Annotated in this window: 23 protein-coding genes and 2 tRNA genes; 14 read left to right on the forward strand and 11 right to left on the reverse strand. The window is 70.1% G+C overall.

Annotation, left to right across the window (positions count from 1 at the left end; all coding sequences use genetic code 11):
• The first annotated feature begins 16 nt into the window (after positions 1-16).
• Positions 17-580, forward strand: coding sequence for a hypothetical protein (locus tag NYP07_RS04190; protein WP_268147776.1), 564 nt, complete (start codon positions 17-19; stop codon positions 578-580).
• Here the strand turns inward: NYP07_RS04190 and NYP07_RS04195 are convergent.
• On the reverse strand, positions 540-971 hold the full coding sequence (locus tag NYP07_RS04195) for a hypothetical protein (protein ID WP_268147778.1): 432 nt from the start codon (positions 969-971) through the stop codon (positions 540-542). The two genes, NYP07_RS04190 and NYP07_RS04195, sit on opposite strands and share 41 nt — an antisense overlap.
• Positions 972-1,207: 236 nt before the next feature.
• On the opposite strand from NYP07_RS04195, the gene NYP07_RS04200 reads away from it, so the two are divergent.
• Complete coding sequence (locus tag NYP07_RS04200) at positions 1,208-1,747, forward strand: M48 family metalloprotease (RefSeq protein WP_268148062.1); 540 nt, start codon at positions 1,208-1,210, stop codon at positions 1,745-1,747.
• Between the two features lie 5 nt (positions 1,748-1,752).
• On the opposite strand, the gene NYP07_RS04205 is transcribed toward NYP07_RS04200, so the two are convergent.
• The 4 genes from NYP07_RS04205 to hrcA all read right to left on the reverse strand — a co-directional run bounded on the left by NYP07_RS04205 (position 1,753) and on the right by hrcA (position 4,119).
• Positions 1,753-2,304, reverse strand: a complete 552-nt coding sequence (locus NYP07_RS04205) for a hypothetical protein (RefSeq protein WP_268147779.1) — start codon at positions 2,302-2,304, stop codon at positions 1,753-1,755.
• A 15-nt stretch (positions 2,305-2,319) separates the two neighbouring features.
• Entirely contained in the window at positions 2,320-2,871 is a 552-nt protein-coding gene (locus tag NYP07_RS04210) for a hypothetical protein (protein ID WP_268147781.1), read from the reverse strand.
• A gap of 128 nt (positions 2,872-2,999) precedes the next feature.
• Positions 3,000-3,076, reverse strand: a tRNA-Ile gene (locus NYP07_RS04215).
• 35 nt (positions 3,077-3,111) lie between these two features.
• Positions 3,112-4,119 (reverse strand): heat-inducible transcriptional repressor HrcA, encoded by a 1,008-nt coding sequence (gene hrcA, locus NYP07_RS04220; protein ID WP_268147783.1) that lies wholly within the window; start codon positions 4,117-4,119, stop codon positions 3,112-3,114.
• A gap of 180 nt (positions 4,120-4,299) precedes the next feature.
• Here hrcA and NYP07_RS04225 point away from each other — a divergent pair, with 180 nt between their 5' ends.
• From NYP07_RS04225 to NYP07_RS04250, 6 genes are read left to right on the forward strand one after another with little or no spacing between them, the layout of a single operon-like run.
• Positions 4,300-5,166, forward strand: a complete 867-nt coding sequence (locus tag NYP07_RS04225; RefSeq protein WP_268147785.1) for an NAD kinase — start codon at positions 4,300-4,302, stop codon at positions 5,164-5,166.
• An 18-nt stretch (positions 5,167-5,184) separates the two neighbouring features.
• Positions 5,185-6,867 carry a DNA repair protein RecN gene (gene recN / locus NYP07_RS04230; RefSeq protein ID WP_268147787.1) on the forward strand — a complete coding sequence of 561 codons (1,683 nt, stop codon included), beginning with the start codon at positions 5,185-5,187 and terminating at the stop codon, positions 6,865-6,867.
• Positions 6,864-7,781 (forward strand): RNase adapter RapZ, encoded by a 918-nt coding sequence (rapZ, locus tag NYP07_RS04235; RefSeq protein WP_378990445.1) that lies wholly within the window; start codon positions 6,864-6,866, stop codon positions 7,779-7,781. The genes recN and rapZ overlap by 4 nt, the downstream gene beginning before the upstream one ends.
• 47 nt (positions 7,782-7,828) lie before the next feature.
• Positions 7,829-8,218, forward strand: a complete 390-nt coding sequence (locus NYP07_RS04240) for a BlaI/MecI/CopY family transcriptional regulator (RefSeq protein WP_268147788.1) — start codon at positions 7,829-7,831, stop codon at positions 8,216-8,218.
• Positions 8,215-9,954 (forward strand): M56 family metallopeptidase, encoded by a 1,740-nt coding sequence (locus NYP07_RS04245; protein ID WP_268147790.1) that lies wholly within the window; start codon positions 8,215-8,217, stop codon positions 9,952-9,954. The genes NYP07_RS04240 and NYP07_RS04245 overlap by 4 nt, the downstream gene beginning before the upstream one ends.
• 13 nt (positions 9,955-9,967) lie before the next feature.
• On the forward strand, positions 9,968-11,092 hold the full coding sequence (locus NYP07_RS04250) for an FAD-dependent oxidoreductase (RefSeq protein WP_268147792.1): 1,125 nt from the start codon (positions 9,968-9,970) through the stop codon (positions 11,090-11,092).
• Here NYP07_RS04250 and NYP07_RS04255 read toward each other — a convergent pair.
• The 4 genes from NYP07_RS04255 to mutM all read right to left on the reverse strand — a co-directional run bounded on the left by NYP07_RS04255 (position 11,089) and on the right by mutM (position 15,110).
• Positions 11,089-12,882, reverse strand: coding sequence for a methyl-accepting chemotaxis protein (locus NYP07_RS04255; protein ID WP_268147794.1), 1,794 nt, complete (start codon positions 12,880-12,882; stop codon positions 11,089-11,091). The two genes, NYP07_RS04250 and NYP07_RS04255, sit on opposite strands and share 4 nt — an antisense overlap.
• Positions 12,883-12,969: 87 nt before the next feature.
• Complete coding sequence (locus NYP07_RS04260; RefSeq protein WP_268147796.1) at positions 12,970-13,272, reverse strand: hypothetical protein; 303 nt, start codon at positions 13,270-13,272, stop codon at positions 12,970-12,972.
• A 3-nt stretch (positions 13,273-13,275) separates the two neighbouring features.
• A complete protein-coding gene (gene mutY, locus NYP07_RS04265) occupies positions 13,276-14,307 on the reverse strand; it encodes an A/G-specific adenine glycosylase (RefSeq protein WP_268147798.1) in 1,032 nt (343 codons plus the stop codon).
• Positions 14,292-15,110 (reverse strand): bifunctional DNA-formamidopyrimidine glycosylase/DNA-(apurinic or apyrimidinic site) lyase, encoded by an 819-nt coding sequence (gene mutM / locus NYP07_RS04270; RefSeq protein WP_268147800.1) that lies wholly within the window; start codon positions 15,108-15,110, stop codon positions 14,292-14,294. Before mutM ends, mutY begins: the two co-directional genes overlap by 16 nt.
• Before the next feature lie 206 nt (positions 15,111-15,316).
• On the opposite strand from mutM, the gene NYP07_RS04275 reads away from it, so the two are divergent.
• The 6 genes from NYP07_RS04275 to NYP07_RS04300 all read left to right on the forward strand — a co-directional run bounded on the left by NYP07_RS04275 (position 15,317) and on the right by NYP07_RS04300 (position 20,333).
• Positions 15,317-17,062 carry a tetratricopeptide repeat protein gene (locus NYP07_RS04275; protein ID WP_268147802.1) on the forward strand — a complete coding sequence of 582 codons (1,746 nt, stop codon included), beginning with the start codon at positions 15,317-15,319 and terminating at the stop codon, positions 17,060-17,062.
• The gene (locus NYP07_RS04280) at positions 17,059-17,586 is read left to right on the forward strand and encodes an outer membrane lipoprotein LolB (protein ID WP_268147804.1); all 528 of its coding nucleotides are present in this window, start codon (positions 17,059-17,061) and stop codon (positions 17,584-17,586) included. Before NYP07_RS04275 ends, NYP07_RS04280 begins: the two co-directional genes overlap by 4 nt.
• Complete coding sequence (gene ispE, locus NYP07_RS04285) at positions 17,570-18,487, forward strand: 4-(cytidine 5'-diphospho)-2-C-methyl-D-erythritol kinase (protein ID WP_268147806.1); 918 nt, start codon at positions 17,570-17,572, stop codon at positions 18,485-18,487. Before NYP07_RS04280 ends, ispE begins: the two co-directional genes overlap by 17 nt.
• A 39-nt stretch (positions 18,488-18,526) precedes the next feature.
• Positions 18,527-18,603 (forward strand) — tRNA-Gln (locus NYP07_RS04290).
• Between the two features lie 61 nt (positions 18,604-18,664).
• Positions 18,665-19,627 (forward strand): ribose-phosphate pyrophosphokinase, encoded by a 963-nt coding sequence (locus tag NYP07_RS04295; protein WP_277583815.1) that lies wholly within the window; start codon positions 18,665-18,667, stop codon positions 19,625-19,627.
• An 82-nt stretch (positions 19,628-19,709) separates the two neighbouring features.
• Positions 19,710-20,333: a 50S ribosomal protein L25/general stress protein Ctc gene (locus NYP07_RS04300; protein WP_268147808.1), complete on the forward strand. Its 624-nt coding sequence runs from the start codon at positions 19,710-19,712 to the stop codon at positions 20,331-20,333.
• Between the two features lie 60 nt (positions 20,334-20,393).
• Here the strand turns inward: NYP07_RS04300 and NYP07_RS04305 are convergent, their stop codons facing one another.
• Both NYP07_RS04305 and NYP07_RS04310 read right to left on the reverse strand, forming a co-directional pair.
• Entirely contained in the window at positions 20,394-20,636 is a 243-nt protein-coding gene (locus tag NYP07_RS04305; RefSeq protein ID WP_268147809.1) for a hypothetical protein, read from the reverse strand.
• 46 nt (positions 20,637-20,682) lie between these two features.
• The gene (locus NYP07_RS04310; RefSeq protein ID WP_268147811.1) at positions 20,683-22,074 is read right to left on the reverse strand and encodes an efflux transporter outer membrane subunit; all 1,392 of its coding nucleotides are present in this window, start codon (positions 22,072-22,074) and stop codon (positions 20,683-20,685) included.
• Position 22,075 lies beyond the last annotated feature (1 nt).

The raw sequence follows: 22,075 nt of genomic DNA on the forward strand, positions 1-22,075 counted from the left end.
CAACCGCGCCGCAACGATGGTCAAGCTCACCGCCGACGACGAAGCCCAGATCCTCACCCTCTCGCCGTCTGATGCTCTGGACCACACGCAGGCCATCCTTGCCCAAATCGCCGCGCGCCATAGCGTCGATTGGCGAACCTGGCTGAGCTGGCAGTCCAGCGACAGGTGGACGAAGCTGTTGCCATGGCTGGCCAAACAATACAGAAGCCCTGCTTACGAGGCGATGGTGGGATTCGCGTTCAAACGCGCATGGCCGATGGAAAGCGATGCGGAACATATTCCCGACGTTTTCGATGCGTTCGTGGACTCAATTCACGCGCTGGGTTTGGAAGCGGCGGGCAACGACAACACCGTGGAGGCGGCCGAACATGCGCGGCGGGGGTTGGCCGCGATGTTCATCTCGGTCGGCCCAGCGGCCGCGCGATTTGCCTATGTCGCGATGCGCAGAGAGTTAGCCGGAAAGCGGCAGGACTGGCTCGATCATGCATGGGGTGTGGCCGCCGGGCAGTCCGAAAACATAGTCATCGGCGACGCGATGGTCACAACGAACGCCGTGTCCGAGCGTTCAGATTCGATTTGACCTCTGGCACCGCCTCGGCAAGGTTCGCGCGCCGCGCGAAGATGATGAGCATCGGCCTGTTCTCTCGCGCCCAGTTGTTGAAATCGGCTTGGTTCTCAAAGACAACAGGATTGGAGCCAGGCAATCGCACCCGAATGCGCAACTCGATCTCCCGATCAGGAGGCTTGCGCTTGTTTTGGAAATGGACTTCCGCGCCGACCTTTTGAGCGATGCTCACGAATACGCCGGCGTAAAACTCGACGCTGCGCCTGGCCATCCATTCGACATCCGCTGGCGCATAGCGGCCCTTGTTGTCTCTGGCCAGCTCGGCTTGCACATGCTGCCGGGTCAGCGTGTCGAAATCGGCCCACTGATCGTCATCGGGCGATGGCTGGGGGAGCGCGGCGTCCATTCGAACAGCCTCTCTCCAGGGCCTGACAGGGTCAACGCCGGCCGGAAGGCCGTCAGCAGCGTCAGCGCCGTCAGCACTGTCAGGGATGCCAAGTCTGTCGAGAAAATGCGGTCCATCCAACAAACCGCGACACCGACATCGCGCATCAGGGAAGGCTCAAAGTGACAGATGAAGAGTTCTTGGAGCATTGGCGTGACGATTTGCGAGATATCGCCCTTCGGTCGCCGTCATGGGCCATGCGCAGATGGCGACCGGGAATCTCCGTCGTGGAAACAACGTCGTCGTCAGGCTTCCAGGCGAACACATCGTGGCGAACCATTTTTATCGACCGCGCAGCCCTGAGAAGCAGCAGTGAAGCCCGCCGGTATCTGCTTGCTCACGAGCTGGGGCATCTTGAAGGGTGGCACTCCGTCATCACGGTTTGCGCGGGGTTGTTCATTGTTCTTGGCATTGCCGGAGCGATCCGTTCCGCCGCCGCCGGAAATTTGCTGTCGGCGGCCTTGTTTGCGCTGGCAAGCTTCGCGGCCCTGGCTGTCCTATGGATGTATGCCAAGACGATGGTCTTCGAGTGGGAAGCGGATCGGCGAGGCGCGCGCATGCTTGGCCGTGACGAGATGCTGCGCGGAATGGATCAGGTGGCGGCATCGAGGCTTTCGTCCCAGCAGTCCTACTACGAGTGCAAACGTCGAAAACTGAACGGATGCGAGAAGGGGCGCTTCGGCGTTCAGGAGCGACGCGACGGCAATGCGCCGGGCGGCCTTGCTGGAGGAACCTGAAACTCTTAGCTTGATCCGACATGCCTCAACAGGCTGCGGAGGCGAAGCTTGAGATTTCTTCTGATCACGGCCATCGCCTGCCTGCTGTCGGTCGCGGCCGGCCTGCTGCTGGATTTCAACCGCGTCATCGGTGAAGGCGTGTGGACGTTTGAACTCTTGCTGCTCTGCGCCGCTTGCTCCGCCGCGATGCAAGGATGGGCGCCGAGACGGCAAGGGCTCCAACTCGCGATCGGAATCGGATCCCCCGCTGGCTTGCTCGCTTTGCTTTGGCTTCCCTCGACGCTGGCCATCGCCCGCGCCGGAGTCTTGCTGCTGTTCGCGATCCTCGGGACGACGGCGGCGATTCGGCTCTGGATCGCCGGCCGCCGTGGCTTGCAAAACTGAGCGCGCCACTCTGTCAGCGCCGTCAGCGCCGTCAGCAGCGTCAGCAGCGTCAGCGGCGTCAGCGCCGTCAGCGCCGTCAGCGCCGTCAGCGGCGTCAGCACCGTCAGCACCGTCAGCGGCGTCAGCGGCGTCAGCGGCGTCAGCACCGTCAGCGGCGTCAGCGGCGTCAGCAACGCCGCCAGCCCTGCTCAGGGGAGGTTGCCGCCCCCGGCGATGTCAGGCTTTCGCAGGCCAATGCCGATTTCATCCGCCTCGGCCTCAGCGAAGCGCTGGTTGGCCTGCTGGCGGAAGCCGTCAAGGATGTCGCCCATGGGCATCCAACGGACCTCGACGATGTCGAGCTGGCGGCGCACCGACTCCCAGAAGTCCCACAGGCCGCCCGCCTCGTCGATCGCCACCAAGTAGCGGTCTTGGATGGCCCCGCTCGAGAGGAAGTCGCCCAGCGATTGGAACCGGCTCACGTTGGCCATCGACGTGTTCGTGAACGTGCGCTCGTCGCGCCACTTGCGCACGCCGCCCAAGGGATAGCGGACTTGCGCCTTCGGGCCGCTGCCCATCTTCACGAACGGAGGCCCTTCGCCAGTCACCCGCCAGTTCGCGAGCTGATCCGTGGTGGTCTGCAGCACCGCGCCCGTCTGCGGCGGCGTCAGCGCGAGCTCGTCCGACAGCGTGTGGAGCTGCCGCGTGACCTCCTCGGGACTCATGAGCCAAGGGGAGTCGTTCGCGCTCTTCGCCGCCATGCCTAGGCTCCTTTCAAGCCGGATCTTGCCTGTTCTTGCCCGATCGTCTGGAGGCCATGGAGGGGCCATGGCGGCCGGCCGATGCGTCGGTCGAAAACGCGACCGCGCCGGCTTCATAGGAGAAATGTTGGTAGGCCGTATTGGACTTGAACCAATGACCAAAGGATTATGAGTCCTCTGCTCTGACCAACTGAGCTAACGGCCCCCCCGGAAGGAGGCAGGATTCTAGTCAGCGCCGGCTCAGCGTTGAGAAAGCGCCTGCCCCACCATCCGCGACGTGATGTCGACGATCTGGATCATGCGGTCGTAGGCCATGCGGGTCGGGCCGATGACGCCCAGCGTGCCGACGACCTGGCCGTCGACCTCGTAGGGCGCGCTGACGATGGACAGTTCCTCGTAGGGCACGACCTGGCTTTCGCCGCCGATGTAGATGCGCACGCCCTCGGCGCGGCTGGAGGTGTCGAGCAGGCGCATCAGCTGGGTCTTCTGCTCGAACAGGTCGAACAGGCGGCGCAGGCTGCCCATGTCGTGGCTGAAGTCCTGCACGGTCAGCAGGTTGCGCTCGCCGGAGACGACGACCTGCTCGTCCTGCTGGGCCATGGCCTCGGTGCCAACCCGCACGGCGGCGCTCATCAGGCCGGCGATCTCGCCGCGCAGCGCGTCCACCTCCGAGCGCAGGCGCTCGCGCACGCCCTCCAGCGTCAGGCCCGCGTAGCCGGCGTTGAGGCGGTTGCTGGCCTCGGCGAGCTCGGCCTGGCTGAGATCCTGGGGCGTGAAGATGACGCGGTTCTGCACGTCGCCGTCGGGCGACACGAGGATGACGAGCACGCGGCGCTCGCCCAGGCGCAGGAACTCGATGTGGTGGAAGACGCTGGGCTTCTTCGGCGCCGTGACGACGCCGACGAAGTTGGACAGACTGGACAGCAGCTGGGCCGCACTGGCGATGACGCGCTGCGGTTGGTCGGGCTGCAGCGGCACCGCGTCGACGCTGACCAGGCTGGGCTGGGCCGTCAGCATGGTGTCGACGAAGAGGCGGTAGCCGCGCGGCGTCGGGATGCGGCCGGCGCTGGTATGGGGGCTGGCGATGAGGCCGAGTTCCTCCAGGTCGGCCATCACGTTGCGTATGGTGGCCGGGCTGAGCTCCAGGCCCGAGGCCTTGGACAGCGTGCGCGAACCCACGGGCTGGCCGTCGGCGATATAGCGTTCGACCAGGGTTTTCAGCAGGGATTTGGAGCGCTCGTCGAGCATGGCGCAATCTTATGACTTGCGTGCCAGACCGCCCGAGCGTAGCGAGTAGCTCTGGCACCAACTGGCTAAAACTTGCGTGCCAGACCGCCCGAGCGCAGCGAGTAGCTCTGGCACCAACTGGCTGGAAACTGGCCTGGTTTCGCCCATGAAGAGCAAAACCCCTGTGGTGTAATTTGCCTCATGGCCAAGCGCTTCAGTCATGTCGCCATCGTGGGCAAGCATCAGGCGCCTGGCATCAAGCCGGTGCTGCAGGAGATTGCCCAGTTTTTGTGCAGCCAGGGCCTGGACGTCTCGCTGGAGGCGGACACCGCGCTGAACACCGGCCTGGCCGACTACGACGCGCTGCCCCACGACGAACTCGGCCGCGCCTGCGACCTGGCCGTGGTCATCGGCGGCGACGGCACGATGCTGGGCTTTGCCCGCGAAATGGCCCGCCACGGCATCCCGCTGCTGGGCATCAACCAGGGGCGGCTGGGCTTCATCACCGACATCCCGACCGAGCGCTGGCGCGAGTCGCTGGCGCCGGTGCTGGCCGGCGACTACGCGGTCGAGTCTCGCGCCATGCTGGAAGGCGCCGTGCTGCGCGACGGCGAGTCCATCTTCTCGGGCCTGGCGCTCAACGACGTCGTCGTCAGCCGCGGCGCGACGGCGGGCATGGTTGAGCTGAAGATCGAGGTCGGCGAGCAGTTCGTCGCCAATATGCGCGCCGACGGCCTCATCGTCGCCTCGCCCACCGGCTCCACAGCCTATGCGCTGTCGGCCGGCGGCCCGCTGCTGCACCCCAGCATCGCCGGCTGGCTGCTGGTGCCCATCGCGCCGCACACCCTGTCCAACCGGCCCATCGTGCTGCCGGACAGCGAGGAGGTGCGCCTGGAGATCGTCGCCGGCCGCGACGCGTCGGTGAACTTCGACATGCAGAGCCTCGCGAGCCTGCTGCACGGCGACACCATCACCGTGCGGCGCAGCCAGCACCAGGTGCGCTTCCTGCACCCCAAGGGCTGGAGCTATTACGCGACGCTGCGACGCAAGCTCCGCTGGTATCTCTGACCCGATCCGTTGTAGACCATGCTGCGGCACCTGAGCCTCAAGGACTTCGTCATCGTCCCGGCCCTCGAACTCGATTTCGAGGCCGGCTTTGCCGTGCTGACCGGCGAGACCGGCGCCGGCAAGTCCATCCTCATCGACGCGCTGCAGCTGGCGCTCGGCGGCCGCGGCGATGCCGGCGTCGTGCGCGAGGGGGCGGCCCGGGCCGAGATCTGCGCCGAGTTCGACACGCCGCCGCATCTGCGCGCCTGGCTGGACGAAGCCGGCTTCGAGCCGGACGAGGCGCTGCTGCTGCGCCGCGTCATCGACGCCGCCGGCAAGAGCCGCGCCTGGATCAACGGCGGCGCCGCCACTCTGACCCAGCTGCGCGAGCTGGCCGACCACCTGCTCGACATCCACGGCCAGCATGCCTGGCAGGGCCTGACCCGCCCCGCCGCCGTGCGCGAGCTGCTCGACGGCTTCGCCGGCCTCGACAGCGCGCCGCTGGCCCGCGCCCACGCCGCCTGGAAGCAGGCCGCCGACGCCTTGCAGAAGGCGCAGGGCCAGCAGGCCGAGGCCCAGCGCGAACGCGAGCGCCTGACCTGGCAGATCGGCGAGCTGGACGGGCTGGCGCCCGCCGAGGGCGAGTGGGAGGCGCTGAACGCCGAGCATGAGCGCCTGTCGCATGGCCAGTCGCTGATCGACGCGGCCCAGTCGGCGCTGGAGGCGCTGGACGAGGCCGAGCCCAGCGCCCAGTCGCTGGCGGCGCAGGCGCTGGACCAGCTCGAACGCGTGCTCGACCACGACAGCCGGCTGCTGCCCGCCGTGCAGGCCCTGCGCGACGTGCAGGCCCAGCTGCAGGACGCCAGCCACACGCTGGCCGCCTATCTGCACAAGACCGACCTCGACCCGGACCGGCTCGCCGAGCTGGACGAGCGCGTGTCCGCCTGGATGCTGCTCTCGCGCCGCTACCGCCGCCAGCCGCAGGAGCTGCCGGCGCTGCTCGCGCAGTGGCGGGCCGAGCTCGCGGCGCTGGACGCCGCCAGCGACCCGGCCCAGCTCGAAGCCGCGCTGGCCGCCGCGCGCCAGGCCTTCGACGCCCAGGCCCAGGCCGCCAGCCGCGCCCGCCGCAAGGCCGCGCCGCAGCTGGCCGCCGCCGTCACGGCCGCGATGCAGCAGCTCGGCATGGCCGGCGGCCGGTTCGACATCGCGCTGCTGCCGGCCGACGGCCCGCAGAGCTGGGGCGCCGAATCCGCCGAATTCCTCGTCGCCGGCCACGCCGGCAGCACGCCGCGGCCGCTGGCCAAGGTGGCCTCGGGCGGCGAGCTGTCGCGCATCGCGCTGGCCATCGCCGTGACCAGCAGCCAGGCCGCGTCGGCCCAGTCGCCCGGCACGCTGATCTTCGACGAGATCGACGTCGGCATCGGCGGCGCCGTCGCCGAGACCGTGGGCCGGCTGATGAAGCAGCTCGGCCGCGAACGTCAGGTGCTGGCCGTCACCCACCTGCCCCAGGTCGCCGCCTGCGCGGACCGACATCTCGTCGTCGCCAAGAGCTCGGCCGGCGGAGCCACGGCCAGCCGCGTCACGCCGGTGGCCGGCGAGGCCCGCGTGGCCGAGATCGCCCGCATGCTGGGCGGCGAGCACCTGTCCTCCACCAGCCTCGCCCACGCCGAGGAAATGCTGGCCGCGTCCGCCGCCGCCAAGCCCAGGAAGGCCAGGCCGTGAACGCAGAGCATGAACTGCAGGGCGACGTCGTGCTGCTGACCGGCATGTCGGGCGGCGGCAAGTCCGTCGCCATGCACGCGCTGGAGGATGCCGGCTATTTCTGCGTCGACAACCTGCCCGCCGAACTGCTGCTGGACTTCCTGCGCCTGGAGCAGCAGCGCGGCGAGCGCCGCGTCGCCATCGCCGTGGACGTGCGCAGCGCCGGCTCGCTGCCGCTGATGCTGCCGCTGCTGAGGGGCCTGCGCAGCCAGGGCGTGGCCGTGCGCTCCATCTTCCTGGACGCCAGCGACGAGGCGCTGATGCGCCGCTTCTCCGAGACCCGCCGCCCCCATCCGCTGCGCGAGGACCGCGACACCAATTTCGGCGCGCTGGACGGCGGCGCCGACGACGGCCACCGCGTGCTGCTGGACGCCATCCGGCTGGAGCGCGAGCTGCTGGGCGCGCTGAAGGCCGAATCCACCGTCATCGACACCAGCCAGCTGCGCCCGGCCCAGTTGCGCACCTGGCTGGGCGACCTGGTCGGCCCCAACGCCGGCACCAAGCTGACGCTGGTGTTCGAGAGCTTCGCCTTCAAGCACGGCGTGCCCAGCGACGCCGACTTCGTCTTCGACGTGCGCGTGCTGCCCAACCCCTACTACGACCGCGAGCTGCGCCCGCTGACCGGCCGCGACGTGCCCGTGGCGGCCTACCTCGCAGCCCAGCCCGAGGTCGGCCTGATGATGGGCCAGATCGCCGGCTTCCTGTCGCGCTGGCTGCCCAACTTCGCGGCCGACCAGCGCAGCTATCTGACGGTGGCCATCGGCTGCACCGGCGGCCAGCACCGCTCGGTCTATCTCGTCGAGATGCTGGTGCGCCAGTTCAGCCACCACGGCCACGTCGTGCTCAAGCGCCACCGCGAGCTGGACGCAAGATAGAAAAATTGTTCTAGATCAAATGTTCTAGAACGTTTATGCTGCGATGCATGAACACGAGAACCGCCGCCGCGCGGCCCACCGCCGCCGAACTGGACCTGCTGCAGGTGCTGTGGCGCCTCGGCTCCGCCGACGCCAAGGCCGTGCACGAGGCCCTGCTGCCCGGGCGCCCCGAAGCCACCTACGCCACCGTGCTGCGCCAGCTGCAGGTGATGCACGGCAAGGGCCTGCTGGACCGTGACGAGAGCCAGCGCCCGCAGCGCTACGCCCCCGTGCATGCGCAGGACAAGCTGCAGCAGTCCCTCGTCAAGGACTTCATCGCCAAGGCCTTCGCGGGCTCGGGCAAGGCCCTGGTGCTGGCGGCCTTGAAAAACCACGTCAGCGCCAAGGAGCGCGCGGAGATCCGCCAGCTGCTGACCAAGAACGGAGACGGGGCATGAGCCTTGACATCGCAATGAATGCCTGGGGCTGGGCCCTGTTGAACTTCGTCTGGCAGGGCGCCGTCGTCGGCGGCGTGGCCCTGCTGCTGCTGACGCTGCTGCGCGGTGCGCCGGCTCGCTGGCGCTACGCGGTCTGCGCGCTGAGCCTGCTGCTCTGCCTGGCCCTGCCGCTGGCCCAGTGCCTGGACCTCGCCACCCCCGCCGATGGCGACTTCACGACGGAGCTGGAGCCGCTCGCCGCGCAGATGCCGGCCCTCGTCACCGCCTGGGCGCTGGGCACGGCGCTGATGCTCGGCCGCATCGGCCTGGGCCTGGCCTGGGTGGCGCGCGCGCGCCGCCGCAGCACGCCGGCACCCGCCGAGTGGCAGGGCCGGCTGGACGGCCTGGCCCGCCGCCTGGGCCTGCGCCGCGCGGTCGGCCTGCGCCTGCTGCCGGCGCTGGACGGCCCGATCGCGCTGGGCGTGCTCAGGCCCTGCGTGCTGCTGCCCGCCGCGCTGCTGAGCCGCCTGCCGGTGGAGCTGGTCGAAGCCCTGCTGGCCCACGAGCTGGCCCATGTGCGGCGCTGGGACTACCTCGCCAACCTGCTGCAGAGCGCCGTCGAGGCCCTGCTGTTCTTCCATCCGGTGGTGTGGTGGCTGTCGGCCCGCATGCGCGCCGAGCGCGAGCTGGTCGCCGACGAGATCTCGGCCGAACTGCTCGGTGACTCGCGCCGCATGGCCCTGGCCCTGCATGCACTGAGCGAACTGGGCGGGTCGCAAACCCGGCCCGCGGTCGCGCTGGCCGCGCGCGGCGGCGACCTGCTGCGCCGCGTCGAGCGCCTGCTCGCGCCCCGCCCCCAGGCCACCGGCTGGAAGCTCGCGCTGCCGGCGCTGCTGATCGCGGCGACCAGCTTCGTCGTGCAGGCCGGAAGCCGCAACGCGCCGGACACGCCCACGCCGGCCGCCCAGACCGCTCAGGCCGCCACGCCGGCCGAGGCACCGGCGGCGCCCCAGCTGCGCCTGCCCGTCAACGCCAAGCATGTCGTCGTCGTCGACGACGCGACGGGCAAGGTGCTGATGGCCCGCGACGCCGATGCCGTCGTGCCCATCGCGTCGCTCACCAAGCTGCTGACGGCCATGGTGGTGCTGGACGCCAAGCTGGACCCGAACGAGAAGCTGCGCATCACCAGCGACGACGTGGACACCCTCAAGCACAGCCGCTCGCGCGTGCGCGTCGGCACGCAGATGTCGCGCCAGGCCGCGCTGGAGATGGCGCTGATGGAGTCCGAGAACCGCGCGGCCTTCGCGCTGGCGCGCACCTTCCCCGGCGGCGACGCCGGCTTCGAGAAGGCCATGCAGGCCAAGATCCGCGCGCTGGGCCTGAGCCGCACCTCCATCACCGACCCGACCGGGCTGTCGCCGGCCAACACGTCGACGGCCACCGAGATGGCCGCGATCACGGCCGCCGCCGCGCGCTACGGCGAGATCGAGCGCATCACCAGCGTGAAGAAGGCCACCGTGCCGGTGGACGGCCGCACGCGCGAGCTGCACAACACCAACCGGCTGGTGGGCGCCAAGGGCTGGAACATCCTGCTCTCCAAGACCGGCTACACCGAGGAAGCCGGCCGCTGCCTGGCCATGCGGATGATGAACGGCAAACGCCCGGTCACCGTCGTGCTGCTGGACGCCGACGGCTCGGCCCAGCGGCTGCGCGACGCGGCGCTGATCCGCAAGAGCCTGGCCCGCCAGCCCGCCTGAGCCCCAATTCATCATGCAAAGACGCCAGTTGCTCTTGGCGGGCGGCGCCCTGTGCGCGCTGCCCGGCCATGCCCTCGATTTCGCGCCGCCGCGCGCACCGGCCGCGATGCGCGCCAGCGTCGACCGCATCATCGACATCGCCGTCGGCATCCGCCCGTTCCGAGCGCAGGGCCCGCGCATCGAGGCGCAGCGGCTGCACGGCAGGACCGTCGTGCACCACTACGGCCACGGCGGCAGCGGCTGGTCGCTGTCCTGGGGCTCGGCCCAGCGTGCGCTGGCGCTGGTGCAGGCCGGCGGCGCGAAGCCCGGCGAGCGCATCGCCGTCATCGGCTGCGGCGCCATCGGCCTGACCACGGCGCGCACGGCCCAGCAGGCCGGCTACAGGGTGCGCCTCTATGCCAAGGACCGCCCGCCGCAGGTGACCTCGTCGGCCGCCACCGGGCTGTGGACGCCGGACTCGCGCATCGTCACCCGCGAGCATGCCGGCGAGGCCTGGTCGGCCGGCTGGGAGGCGATGGCTCGGGCATCGTTCAAGGTCCACCAGAGCTATCTCGGCCTGCCTTCCGGCCCGGTCGAATGGCATGACGGCTATCTGCTGGCCGATGACTTCGACACGCCCCTGCCCAGCCATGCCGGCGAACCCGACTACCCCGACCTCGCCTCGCGCATCGCCGACCTGCGCCCCCGGGGCGTGGCGCTGGCCGCTGGCGAGCACCCCTTCCGCACGCCGCAGGTGCGCCGCTTCACGCAGCTGGTCTTCAACATCCCGGCCTACCAGCGCCTGCTGCTGGACGACTTCGCGCGCGATGGCGGCGAGCTGGTGCAGCGGGTGTTCCACCGCGCGAGCGACTTTGCACACCTGCCCGAGCGCACCGTCGTGAACTGCAGCGGCGACGGCGCGCGCAGGCTGCTGGCCGACACGACGCTGACGCCCGTGCGCGGCCAGACGGCCCGCCTCATTCCCCAGCCCGAGGTGGACTACGCGCTGATCTGGCGCAGCCACAACCTCGTCGTGCTGCCGCGCCGCGACGGCCTGCTCGTCGCGGCCATGGGCGGGGACGACTTCGGCAACGACGACCCGCGGCCGGACCGGGCGCAGTCGGAGGCCGCGGTGCAGCGGCTGGCCGGTCTGTTCTAGAAGGTCTCCCAGTCGCCCTCGACCGCGCTCGGCGCAGCAGCAGCGCCCTTGGGCGCGGGCACCTGCACCGGCGGGGGCGAGGCCTTGGCCACCGGCCTGGGTGCCAGCTTGGCGGCCACCGGCCTGGGTGCCGCAGGTTTCGATGCGGCAGGCTCGGGCGCCGCGGCAGCAGGCCGGGGCGCGGCAGGCCTGGGTGCCGCGGTGCGCACGGCGGCGGCCATGCCGCCAGCGTCGACGCGGAAGACCGCCACGGCCTCGGTCAGCCTGGTGGTCTGGGCACGCATGCTTTCCGCCGCCGCGGCCGTCTGCTCGACGAGGGCCGCGTTCTGCTGCGTGGCCTGGTCGAGCTGGCTGACGACCACGTTGATCTGGGCCACGCCCTCGCTCTGCTCGCGGCTGGACACGGTGATCTCACCGACGAGGTCGGTCACCTTGCGCACCTCGTTGACCATCTGGCCGATGGTCTCGCGCGCCGTCAGCACCTGGGTGCTGCCGCTCTCGACCTTGCCGACGCTGTCGCCGATCAGGCTCTTGATCTCCTTGGCAGCCTCGGCGCTGCGCTGGGCCAGCAGGCGCACCTCGCCGGCGACGACCGCGAAGCCGCGGCCCTGCTCGCCGGCCCTCGCGGCCTCGACCGCCGCGTTCAGCGCGAGGATATTGGTCTGGAAGGCGATGCCGTCGATGGTGCCGATGATGTCGGAGATCTTGCGGCTGGACGCCGAGATCGCGTCCATGGTCGTCACCACCTCGCCCACGGCCGCGCCACCCGCGCCGGCCACCTCGGAGGCGCGGTTGGCCAACTGGTCGGCCTGACGGGCGTTGTCCGCATTGGCCTTGATCTGCGAGGCCATCTGCTCCACCGACGCCGCCGTTTGCTGCAGGCTGGATGCCTGGCTCTCGGTGCGCGCCGACAGGTCGGCATTGCCCTGGGCGATCTCGGCCGCGGCGACATTGATCTGCTCGCAGCCCTGGCGCACGCCCGACACCATGCGGGCGAGGTTCTGCGTCATCTCGTCGAGGCTGCCCAGCAGCTGGCCGAGCTCGTCGCGCGAATCGGCGTGCAGGCGCTGGGTCAGGTCGCCCGAAGCCACCGCGCGCACCGCCTCGGAAGCCTTGAGCACCGGGCGGGTGATCGAACGCGTGATGATGAGGGCCGCGCCGGCCCCGATGACCAGGCCCACGACGGAGGCGATGGTGAAGGTCCAGAGCACGCGGGTATAGGCCGCGGCGGCGGCCTCGGTGGCGGCCAGGGCGAGCTTTTCGTTGTAGGCCCACCACTTGCCGACGTCGTCGCGCACCGGCCTGAAGGCCGCCTGCGCGGGGCCGAAGGTCAGCTCGCGCGCGGCGGTGCTCTGGGTCGGGTCGGCGACGCCGCCGTTCGAGGCCTTGATGACCTTCTCCTGCACCGCCATATAGGCCGCCGCGCCCTCGGACACCTGCTTCAGCAGCGCGCCATCCTGTGCGTCGGCCACCAGCGGTTCATAGTCCTTGAGGCGCTGCAAGATGCTGGCACGCGCCTTGTCGATGCGCTCGGTGAGGGACTTCTTCTCCTTGTCGTCGTCGGTCAGGATGTGCTGCTGCTCAAGCCGCCGTGCGTCCGACAGCGCACCGTCGAGTTCGTGGATGACCTTCAGCGAAGGCAGGATGTTTGCCGGATAGAACTCGGCGTAGCTGTTGATCGATTTCGCCAGCATTGCGCCGATGCCGGCCATCGCCAGCAGCAACGCCAGCAGCAGCACAAATGCAAGGCCGAGGCGCGTCCCGACGCGCAGGTTCTTCAGGGTGTCCATGACTGTCCCCTTCCGTCGTTGTGCCGGAGACTTTGCCCCTTTCGCCGCGGACAGGCAATGCGCCGGGACGGCGCCGTCCGCGTGCTATCAGGTTTCCGCCGCGTCGGCCTCGCCGAGCAGCAGCGCCAGCAGCACGGCCGTGCCGACGGGCATGAAGACGACGATGGCGACGAACCACGGCCAGAAGCTGCGGCCCGAGCGGCGCACGAGCTGCATCATGAAGACGCAGTGCATCGCGCCGGCCACGATCAGGCCCAGGGCCATGATGACGAGGCGGCCGGGCGCCGGCTCGGCCTCCTGGGCACCGCTGACGAGCTGCCAGAGGCACAGGCCGCCGACGAGCAGGGTGATCAGTGCGTACTCGATGCCACTCTTGAATTGGGCTTGCATGGCTCAGCTTTCCTCGATCAGTTTCTTCAGCGGCGCGGGCAGCGCGTAGCTCGCGAGTTTCTCCCGCGCGACCCAGGTGCCGCCAGGCGTCATACCCTCGGATGCCTGCACGCGCAGCGTGTGCAGCACCCAGTCGAAATGGGTCAGCGCATGCTCGATGCGCGGCAGCGTCTCCGGGCTCGCACCCGGCAGCGCCGCGCGGGCGCCGGCCTCGTCGTCGAACATCGGCAGCGTCCACAGCCCGGCCCAGACGCCCGTGGCCGGCCGCTGCTGCAGCAAGACGTGGCCCCCGGGGTTCTCGACCCACAGCCACCAGTTCTCGCGCCGGCCGCGCTTGAGCTTCTTCGTCTTGACGGGCCAGCGCGTCGGGTCGCCGGCCTGCCGGGCGCGGCACAGCGGCTGCACGGGGCAGAGCAGGCAGTCGGGCGAACGCGCCGTGCAGACGGTGGCGCCCAGGTCCATCAGGCCCTGGGTGTAGCGGTCGACGTCATGCTCGGGCAGCAGCTCGGTGGCGCGGTCCCAGAGCTTCTTCTCGGCGGCGCTGCTGGCAAGGTCGCCGTCGAAGGCCAGCACGCGGCCGAGCACGCGCTTCACATTGCCGTCGAGGATGGCCACGCGCTCGCCGAAGCAGAAGGCCGCGATGGCCGCCGCGGTGGAGCGGCCGATGCCCGGCAGCGTCTGCAGGCCGGCCGCCGTGGCCGGGAATTCGCCGCCATGCTGCGCCGCCACGGCCCGCGCGCAGGCGTGCAGGTTGCGCGCGCGGCTGTAGTAGCCCAGGCCCGCCCACTGCGCCAGCACCTCGTCCAGCGTGGCCGCGGCCAGGTCGGTCACGCGCGGCCAGCGGGCAAGAAAGCGCTCGTAGTAGCCCAGCACCGTCACGACCTGGGTCTGCTGCAGCATGATCTCCGACAGCCAGACGCGATAAGGGTCGCGCGTGTTCTGCCAGGGCAGCGCATGGCGGCCGTGGCGGCGCTGCCAGGCGACCACCGTCTTGCCGAAGTCCTCGATCAGCGCCCCATTCATCGTTTTTGGCATGACGGGCAGAAAAAGGTCGAGCGCTGCCCCTGCACGATGCGGCGGATGGCCGTGCCGCAGCGCCGGCAAGGCTGACCCTCGCGGCCATAGACCTGGGCCTGCATCTGGAAGCTGCCGGCCACGCCGTGAGCATCGCGGAAGTCGCGCAGCGTCGTGCCACCGGCCTCCAGCGCCTGGCCCAGCACGGTGCGCACGGCAACCGCCAGCTTGTCCGCCCGCGGGCGGCTGAGCTTGGCCGAGGGCAGGCGCGGGTCGATGCCGGCCATGAACAGGGCCTCGCAGGCGTAGATGTTGCCGGCGCCGACGACGATGTCGCCGGCCAGCAGGGCCTGCTTGATGGCCACGCGCCGGCCGCCGAGCGCGGCATGCAGGTGGGCGCCGTCGAAGCGCTCGTCGAAAGGCTCCAGGCCCAGGCCGCCGAGCAGCGTCGCCACCGGCTCGGCGTCCAGCGCCGCGGCCCAGACGACGGCGCCGAAGCGCCGCGGGTCGGTCAGGCGCAGCAGGCCGCGGTCGGTGTGCAGATCGAAATGGTCATGCGCGCCGGGCGCCGGCGCCGTGCCCAGAAAGGCCAGCGAGCCCGACATGCCCAGGTGCATCAGCAGCCCGCCGGCGCCCGCCAACGGAAGCCACAAATATTTACCCCGCCTTTGCACATCGCCGACGCGGGCGCCGAGCAGGGCTTCGGGGTCCACGCCGATCGGCCAGCGCAGCGGTTTTCCCAGGCGCAGGCCGGTGACCCGGGCGCCCTGGATGGCGCCCGCAAAGCTGCGGCGCGTGACTTCGACTTCGGGCAACTCGGGCATGGGACGGAAATGATAATTAGGGCGACGCTGAATAAGTCCCCGCGATGCAGCGCGCCCTGGTTTGGGATGGGCTGCAAGGCGCGAACCGCAGCCGTAGCGCGGGCTACGGCGAGGATTTGCAACGCCGCAGACCGCCCAAAGCAGGGATGCGCTGCGCGCGAGGGACTTGTTCAGCGTTGCCTTACGCCCTGTTTGCCGGAGTTCGAATGCCCACCCCCTTCCGCCGCGCCGCCTGCGCCGCCGCCTTGCTGGTCGCCCTGCAGGCCCAGGCCCAGACACCCGATGCCGCCACGGCCGCGCCCGCCAGCCCGCCGGCCAACTCGGCGATGGACGCGCCGCTGTTCTACCAGCTGCTGATCGGCGAACTCGAACTCAACAGCGGCCAGGCCGGCACGGCCTTCCAGGTGCTGCTGGACGCCGCGCGCCGCACCGGCGACGAGGAGCTCTTCAAGCGCGTCGTCAACATCGCGCTGCAGGCCCACGCCGGCGACCAGGCGCTGATGGCGGCCCGCGCCTGGGCCGAGGCCAAGCCCGGCTCGGTGGATGCCCACCAGACCGTCGTGCAGCTGCTGGCCCTGCTGAACAAGCCCGCCGAAGTCCCGCAGCCGCTGACGGCCCTGCTGCGCGTCGCGCCCGACGTGCAGCGCGCCGGCCTGATCGCAGCCCTGCCGCGGCTGTTCCAGCGCTCGCCGGAGCCCAAGTCCGTGCTCGCCGCGCTGGCGCCCGTTCTGCAGGCCCAGGCCGGCCCGCTCAAGCCGGCCGCGCTGTTCGCCGAAGCCCGGCTGTCGCTGCAGGCCGGCGAGAACGCGCGCGCGCTGGCCCTGACCCGCGACCTCGCCGCCGCCCTGCCCGACGGCGACGACGCGATGCAGCTCGCCGTCGACCTGCTGCCCACCGAGCCCCAGGCCGAAGCCCTCGTCACCGCCCGCCTGCAGCAGAAGCCCGACCAGCACGCGCTGCGCCAGGCCTATGCCCGCGCGCTGGTCCAGGCCCAACGCCCGGTCGACGCGGCGCGCGAGTTCCGGCTGCTGACCGAGCAGACGCCCGACAACCCGGCGCCCTGGCTGGCCCTGGGCGCCCTCGAACTGGACCTGAAGCACATCGACGCCGCCGAGGCCGCGCTGCACGAAAGCCTCAGGCGCCTGGACACGCCGGCCGCGGGCAGCGATGCCGAGATCCAGGCCCGCGCGGACGGCCGGCGGAGCGCCTGGCTGCTGCTGTCCCAGGCGGCCGAGCAGCGCGGCGACCTGAAGGCCGCCGAAGCCGCGCTGCACAAGGTCGACGGCGCCGGCCTGGACGTGAAGTTCCGCCATGCCAGCCTGCTCGCCCGGCAGGGCAAGCTGGCCGAAGGCCGCAAGCTGCTGCAGCCCGCCGCCGACGCCGGCGACAAGGACGCCCGCGCCAGCCTGCTGGCCGAGGCCCAGCTGCTGCGCGAGCAGCCGGACTACGCCGCCGCGCTGGCCGTGCTCAAGGCCGCCACGGCGCGCTTCCCCGGCGACACCGACCTGATCTACGAGCAGGCCATGATGGCCGAGAAGCTCGGCCGCTTCGACGAGATGGAGGCGCTGCTGCGCCACGTCATCGAGCTCAAGCCCGACTACCACCACGCCTACAACGCGCTGGGCTACTCGCTGGCCGATCGCAACGTGCGCCTGGCCGAAGCCAAGGAGCTCATCGAGCGCGCGCTCAAGCTCGCGCCCGGCGAGCCCGTCATCGTCGACAGCCTGGGCTGGGTCGAGTTCCGCCTGGGCAACCTGCCGGCGGCCGCCAAGCTGCTGCGCCAGGCCCACAGCGGACGGCCCGACGCCGAGATCGCCGCCCACCTCGGCGAGGTGCTGTGGGCCAGCGGCGCCCAGGACGAGGCCCGCCGCGTCTGGCAGGAGGCCGCCAAGCGCGACCCGCGCAACGAGGCGCTGCGCGAGACGCTGGGGCGGTTGAAGGTCAAGCTTTGAGGTTCGCGTCCGCCCTTGTCCTGACGCTGGCCCTGGCAGGCTGCGCACAGTTGCAGAAGACGCAACCCACGGCCGCCGAGGCGCGGCTCAGCGGCCGCATCAGCGTGACCGTGGCCGGCGACGTGCACAACCGCGGCACCGGCGGCGCGGCCAGCTTCGAGCTCATCGGCGGCCCCGAGTCCGGCCGGCTGGAGCTGAGCGCGCCGCTGGGCGGCCTGGTCGCCCGCGCGAGCTGGCAGCCCGGCCTCGTGCTGCTGCAGACGCCCGACCAGCAGCGCCGCTTCGACGACCTCGACTCGCTGACCCGCGAGATGCTCGGCGAAGCCGTGCCGGTGGCCGCGCTGTTCGACTGGCTGCAGGCCCGCCCCTGGCCGGCCGCGCCCCACCAGAAGACGGACAAGGGCTTCGAGCAGCTCGGCTGGCGCATCGAGCCCCGGCTGCCGGCCCTGGTCGCAACCCGCCTGTCGGAACCCACGGTGACGCTGCGCGCCAGACTGGATGGAGGCGATGAAGGCACTCCATGACCTGGCCGCGCCGGCCAAGCTCAACCTCTTCCTGCACGTCGTCGGCAAGCGCGAGGACGGCTACCACCTGCTGCAATCGGTCTTCGTGCTGATCGACTGGGCGGACACGCTGCACGTCGAGCGGCGCGGCGATGGCTTGCTGCAGCGCCACGACGTGCTCGGCGGCGACCTTCCCGCCGACGACCTCTGCCTGCGCGCCGCCCGCCTGCTGCAGCAGGAAACCGGCTGCACGCTGGGCGCCGACATCCACCTCGAGAAGCGCCTGCCGGCCGGTGCCGGCATGGGCGGCGGCTCATCGGACGCGGCGACCACGCTGCTCGCGCTGAACCGCCTCTGGGATCTGCGCCTGCCGCTAGACAGACTCAAGGCCCTGGGCCTGAAGCTGGGCGCGGACCTGCCCTTCTTCCTCGGCGGCGGCCCGGCCTTCGTCGAGGGCATCGGCGAGATCCTGCACCCGCTGACCTTGCCCGAGCAGCGCTTCGCGGTGCTCAAGGGACCGGCCGGGCTGGCGACAAAGGACATTTTTTCAAGCCCGCACTTGGCAAGGTCCGAAAAGCTGGCTATAGTCGCGGGCTTTCCCGCCCTGGCAGGAACTGCATACGAGTTGATTACGGGCTTCGGTCAAGACTTCGGTCGAAATGACCTCCAGCCCGCAGCCGAGTCGATCAGCAGTGAAGTGCGAGACGCGTTGGCCCTGTTGTCGGAAGTTTTCGGCAACGCCCGGATGACGGGTTCGGGAGCCGCCGTGTTCTCGGTACTCGCCGGAGATGGAAAAGATGGCAAGGACGACCAGTCCCTGGCGACATTGCTTCAAGGGCTTTCGAAAGAAGGGCCTGAAGGGTGGACAGGTCGAATCTGCCGCAGTCTGGCTCAACACCCGCTTAGCGGTTGGGCCGACTGAGAAAGTTGTAGGGCACAGCAGCTTTGCTGTGTCCTGTGTAGGGGAGTCGCCAAGTTGGTCAAGGCATCGGATTTTGATTCCGACATGCGAGGGTTCGAGTCCTTCCTCCCCTGCCAAATTTCTGCTTTTCGCTGAACCGGCTCTGCTTCAGCGGGCCACTGACACCAGAGGCTCCCAGTGCTGCTCAACACGGTTCTCTTCACCGGCAACGCGAACCCGGTTCTCTCCCAGGAAATTGCGACCCATCTCGGCCTCGAGCTGGGCAAGGCCGTCGTCGGCCGCTTCTCGGACGGTGAAGTCACCGTCGAGGTGCAGCAGAACGTCCGCGCCCGCGACGTCTTCGTCGTGCAGCCGACCTGCGCGCCGACGAACGAAAACCTGATGGAGCTGCTCATCATGGTGGACGCGCTCAAGCGCGCCAGCGCCCGCCGCATCACCGCCGTGATCCCCTACTTCGGCTACGCCCGCCAGGACCGCCGCCCGCGCTCCACCCGCGTGCCCATCTCGGCCAAGGTCGTCGCCAACCTGCTGGAGACCGTCGGCGTCGAGCGCGTGCTGACGATGGACCTGCACGCCGACCAGATCCAGGGCTTCTTCGACATCCCGGTCGACAACATCTACGCGTCGCCCGTGCTGCTGTCGGACCTGAAGAGCCGCAACTACAAGGACCTCGTGGTCGTGTCGCCGGACGTCGGCGGCGTCGTGCGCGCCCGTGCGCTGGCCAAGCAGCTCGGCTGCGACCTGGCCATCATCGACAAGCGCCGCCCCGCCGCCAACGTGTCCGAAGTGATGCACGTCATCGGCGAGATCGACGGCCGCAACTGCGTGATCATGGACGACATGATCGACACCGCCGGCACGCTGGTGAAGGCGGCCGAGGTGCTGAAGGAGCGCGGCGCCAAGAGCGTGTTCGCCTACTGCACCCACCCCATCCTGTCGGGCCCGGCCATCGAGCGCATCTCGGGCTCGGCACTGGACGAGGTCGTCATCACCAACACCATCCCGCTGACCGACGCGGCCAAGGCCTGCAAGAAGATCCGCCAGCTGTCGGTGGCCTTCCTGTTCGCCGAGACCATCCGCCGCATCTCCGACGGCGAATCGGTCACGTCGCTTTTCTCGGAACAGAACAACAACTTCTGATCCGGATTCCGTCGCCGTCGCAAGACGGCGTTTTCAACACGGTGCCTGGTCGCGGGTGCCGTTTCTCTTTTGGAGATAAACCATGAAGTTCGTCGCTTTTGAGCGCAAGCTGCAGGGGACCGGAGCGAGCCGCCGCCTGCGCGTGGCCGGCAAGGTGCCCGGTATCGTTTTTGGCGCCGGTGAGCCCGTCATGATCGAACTCGATCACAACGCGCTGTTCCACGCCCTGAAGAAGGAAGCCTTCCACAGCTCGCTGCTGGACATGGAACTGGGAGGCGCCACCACGCAAGTGCTGTTGCGCGACTTCCAGATGCACCCCTACAAGCCGCAAGTCCTGCACTGCGACTTCCAGCGCGTGGACGGCACGACCAAGATCACGAAGAAGGTGCCCCTGCACTTCGTCGGTGAAGAGGCCTCCGTGGCCGTCAAGACCGACCACTGCACGGTCAACCACGTCGTCACCGAGCTGCTGATCACCTGCCTGGCCCAGCAACTGCCCGAGTTCATCGAAGTTGACCTGTCCGGCCTGACCAAGGGTCACTCGCTGCACGTCAACGACGTCAAGCTGCCTGAAGGCATCAAGGTCGTCACCCACGGCAAGCCCAACCCCGTCATCGCGACGCCGGTCGAGCCCAAGACCGAGGAAGTCATCGTCGCCGCGGCTCCGGTCGCCGACGACAAGAAGGGCAAGAAGGGCAAGAAGTAATTCCTGCCGGCATCTGCCAACGACGAAGGGCTCCGCAAGGAGCCCTTTTTCATTCGAGCTTCAGATTCGGAAATCGCAGGGATCGTCCGTGCGCGGCGTGCCGAGGTCGACGACGAAGTCGCCCAAGATCGGCCCCGATGCGCCGCTGGGCAGCGCGACGACGAGGTGCTTGCTGGCCGACGCGTTCAGCACGGCCTGGAAGCCCGCGATGTTGAAGGCGCCGCTGCCCGAGCGCGGCGCCGCCCCCGTCGAGCGGTCGGCCAGGCGCGTCGATGCTGTGCGGGGCGAGGTGGCGGCCGTCACGCCGGCGCGTATCCGAAATGTGTCGACGCGAAACTTTCGCGGTCGGCTATTGCGGCGGCAGGCGCCCGCCGAGGTTCTTCAGCAGCTGGTTGGCGACCGCGAGCTGGCGGTTGCGCGAGCTCAGCACGCTGCCCTCGGCCGACAGCGCCGCCGTCTGCGCGGCGCTGACATTGAGATAGCTGACGGTGCCGGCGCGGTACTGGGCCAGCACGAGGTCGAGGTTGCGCTCGGCGGCCTCGAAGGCGTCGCACTGCAGCGCGAGCTCGACGCCGGACTCGGCCAGCTGCACGAGGTTGTCCTCGACCTCCTGGAAGGCCGTCAGCACGGCCTGGCGGTAGTTGGCCGTGGCCGCGTCGGCCGAGGCGCGGGCCTGGGTCGAGGCCAGGCGGCGCTGGCCGCCGTCGAACAGCGGCGCGGTCACGGCCGCGCCCAGCGACCAGACCAGGTTGGGCGCCGACACCAGATGCGACCAGGAGGCGCCGCGGTAGCCGCCGCTGGCCGACAGGCCCACGGCCGGGAAGAAGGCCGCGTCGGCCACGCCGATCTGCGCATAGGCCGACACCTGGCGCGCGCGCGCAGCCGCCAGGTCGGGCCGCCGGGCCAGCAGCGTGGAGGGCACGAGGTCCGGCACGGGCGGCAGCTCCGGCAGATGGGCGCTGGGCAGCAAGCCGAACTGCCCCGGCAGCTTGCCGACCAGCGTCGCGAGCGCATGTTCGAGCTGGGCGCGCTGGGTGCGCATCTCGCTGAGCTGGGCCTGGGCGCTGCGCAACTGGGTGCGGGCCTGCAGCACGTCGGTCTGCGCGACGACGCCGCCGGCATGGCGGGTCTGGGTCAGCTCCAGCACGCGCTGGTCGGCCGTCACGGTGCGCTCCAGCAGGGCCTGCTGGGCCTCGGCGGTGCGCAGCGCGAAATAGGTCTGCGTCAGCGTGGCCTGGGCCGACAGCCGCAGCGCGGCGAGGTCGGCCTGGCTGGCGCTGTAGTTGGCGCCGGCCACCTTGACGGCCTCGGACAGGCGGCCCCAGAGGTCGATCTCCCAGGCCGCGTTGGCGGTCAGCGAGTCGGTCGTCGACGTGGTGCGCTTGCCGGCGCTCTCGCTGGCCGAGCGGGTCGCGCCGCCGCCGACGGACAGCGTCGGCCAGATCGCGGCACTGCTGGCCGCCAGCACGGCGCGCGTCGAAGCCACCTGGGCCAGGCTGGCCGCCAGGTTCTGGTTGCCGACGACGAGCTCGGCCTGCAGGCCGTCGAGCACCGGGTCGCGGAACGGCGTCCACCAGGCCTCGGGCACGGCCATGTCGGCCGGCACTCGCTGCCATTCGGCGGAGCCCTTGAAGGCCGCGGGCGGCATGGGCTCGGCCGGCGGGCGCTGCGAGGTCACGGCGCAACCCGCCAGCAGCAGGGCCAGGGCCAGGGTCAGGGGGGCCAGGGCGGTCTTGGGCATG

Source organism: Pelomonas aquatica (assembly GCF_026712205.1).
Lineage (GTDB): Bacteria > Pseudomonadota > Gammaproteobacteria > Burkholderiales > Burkholderiaceae_C > Pelomonas > Pelomonas aquatica.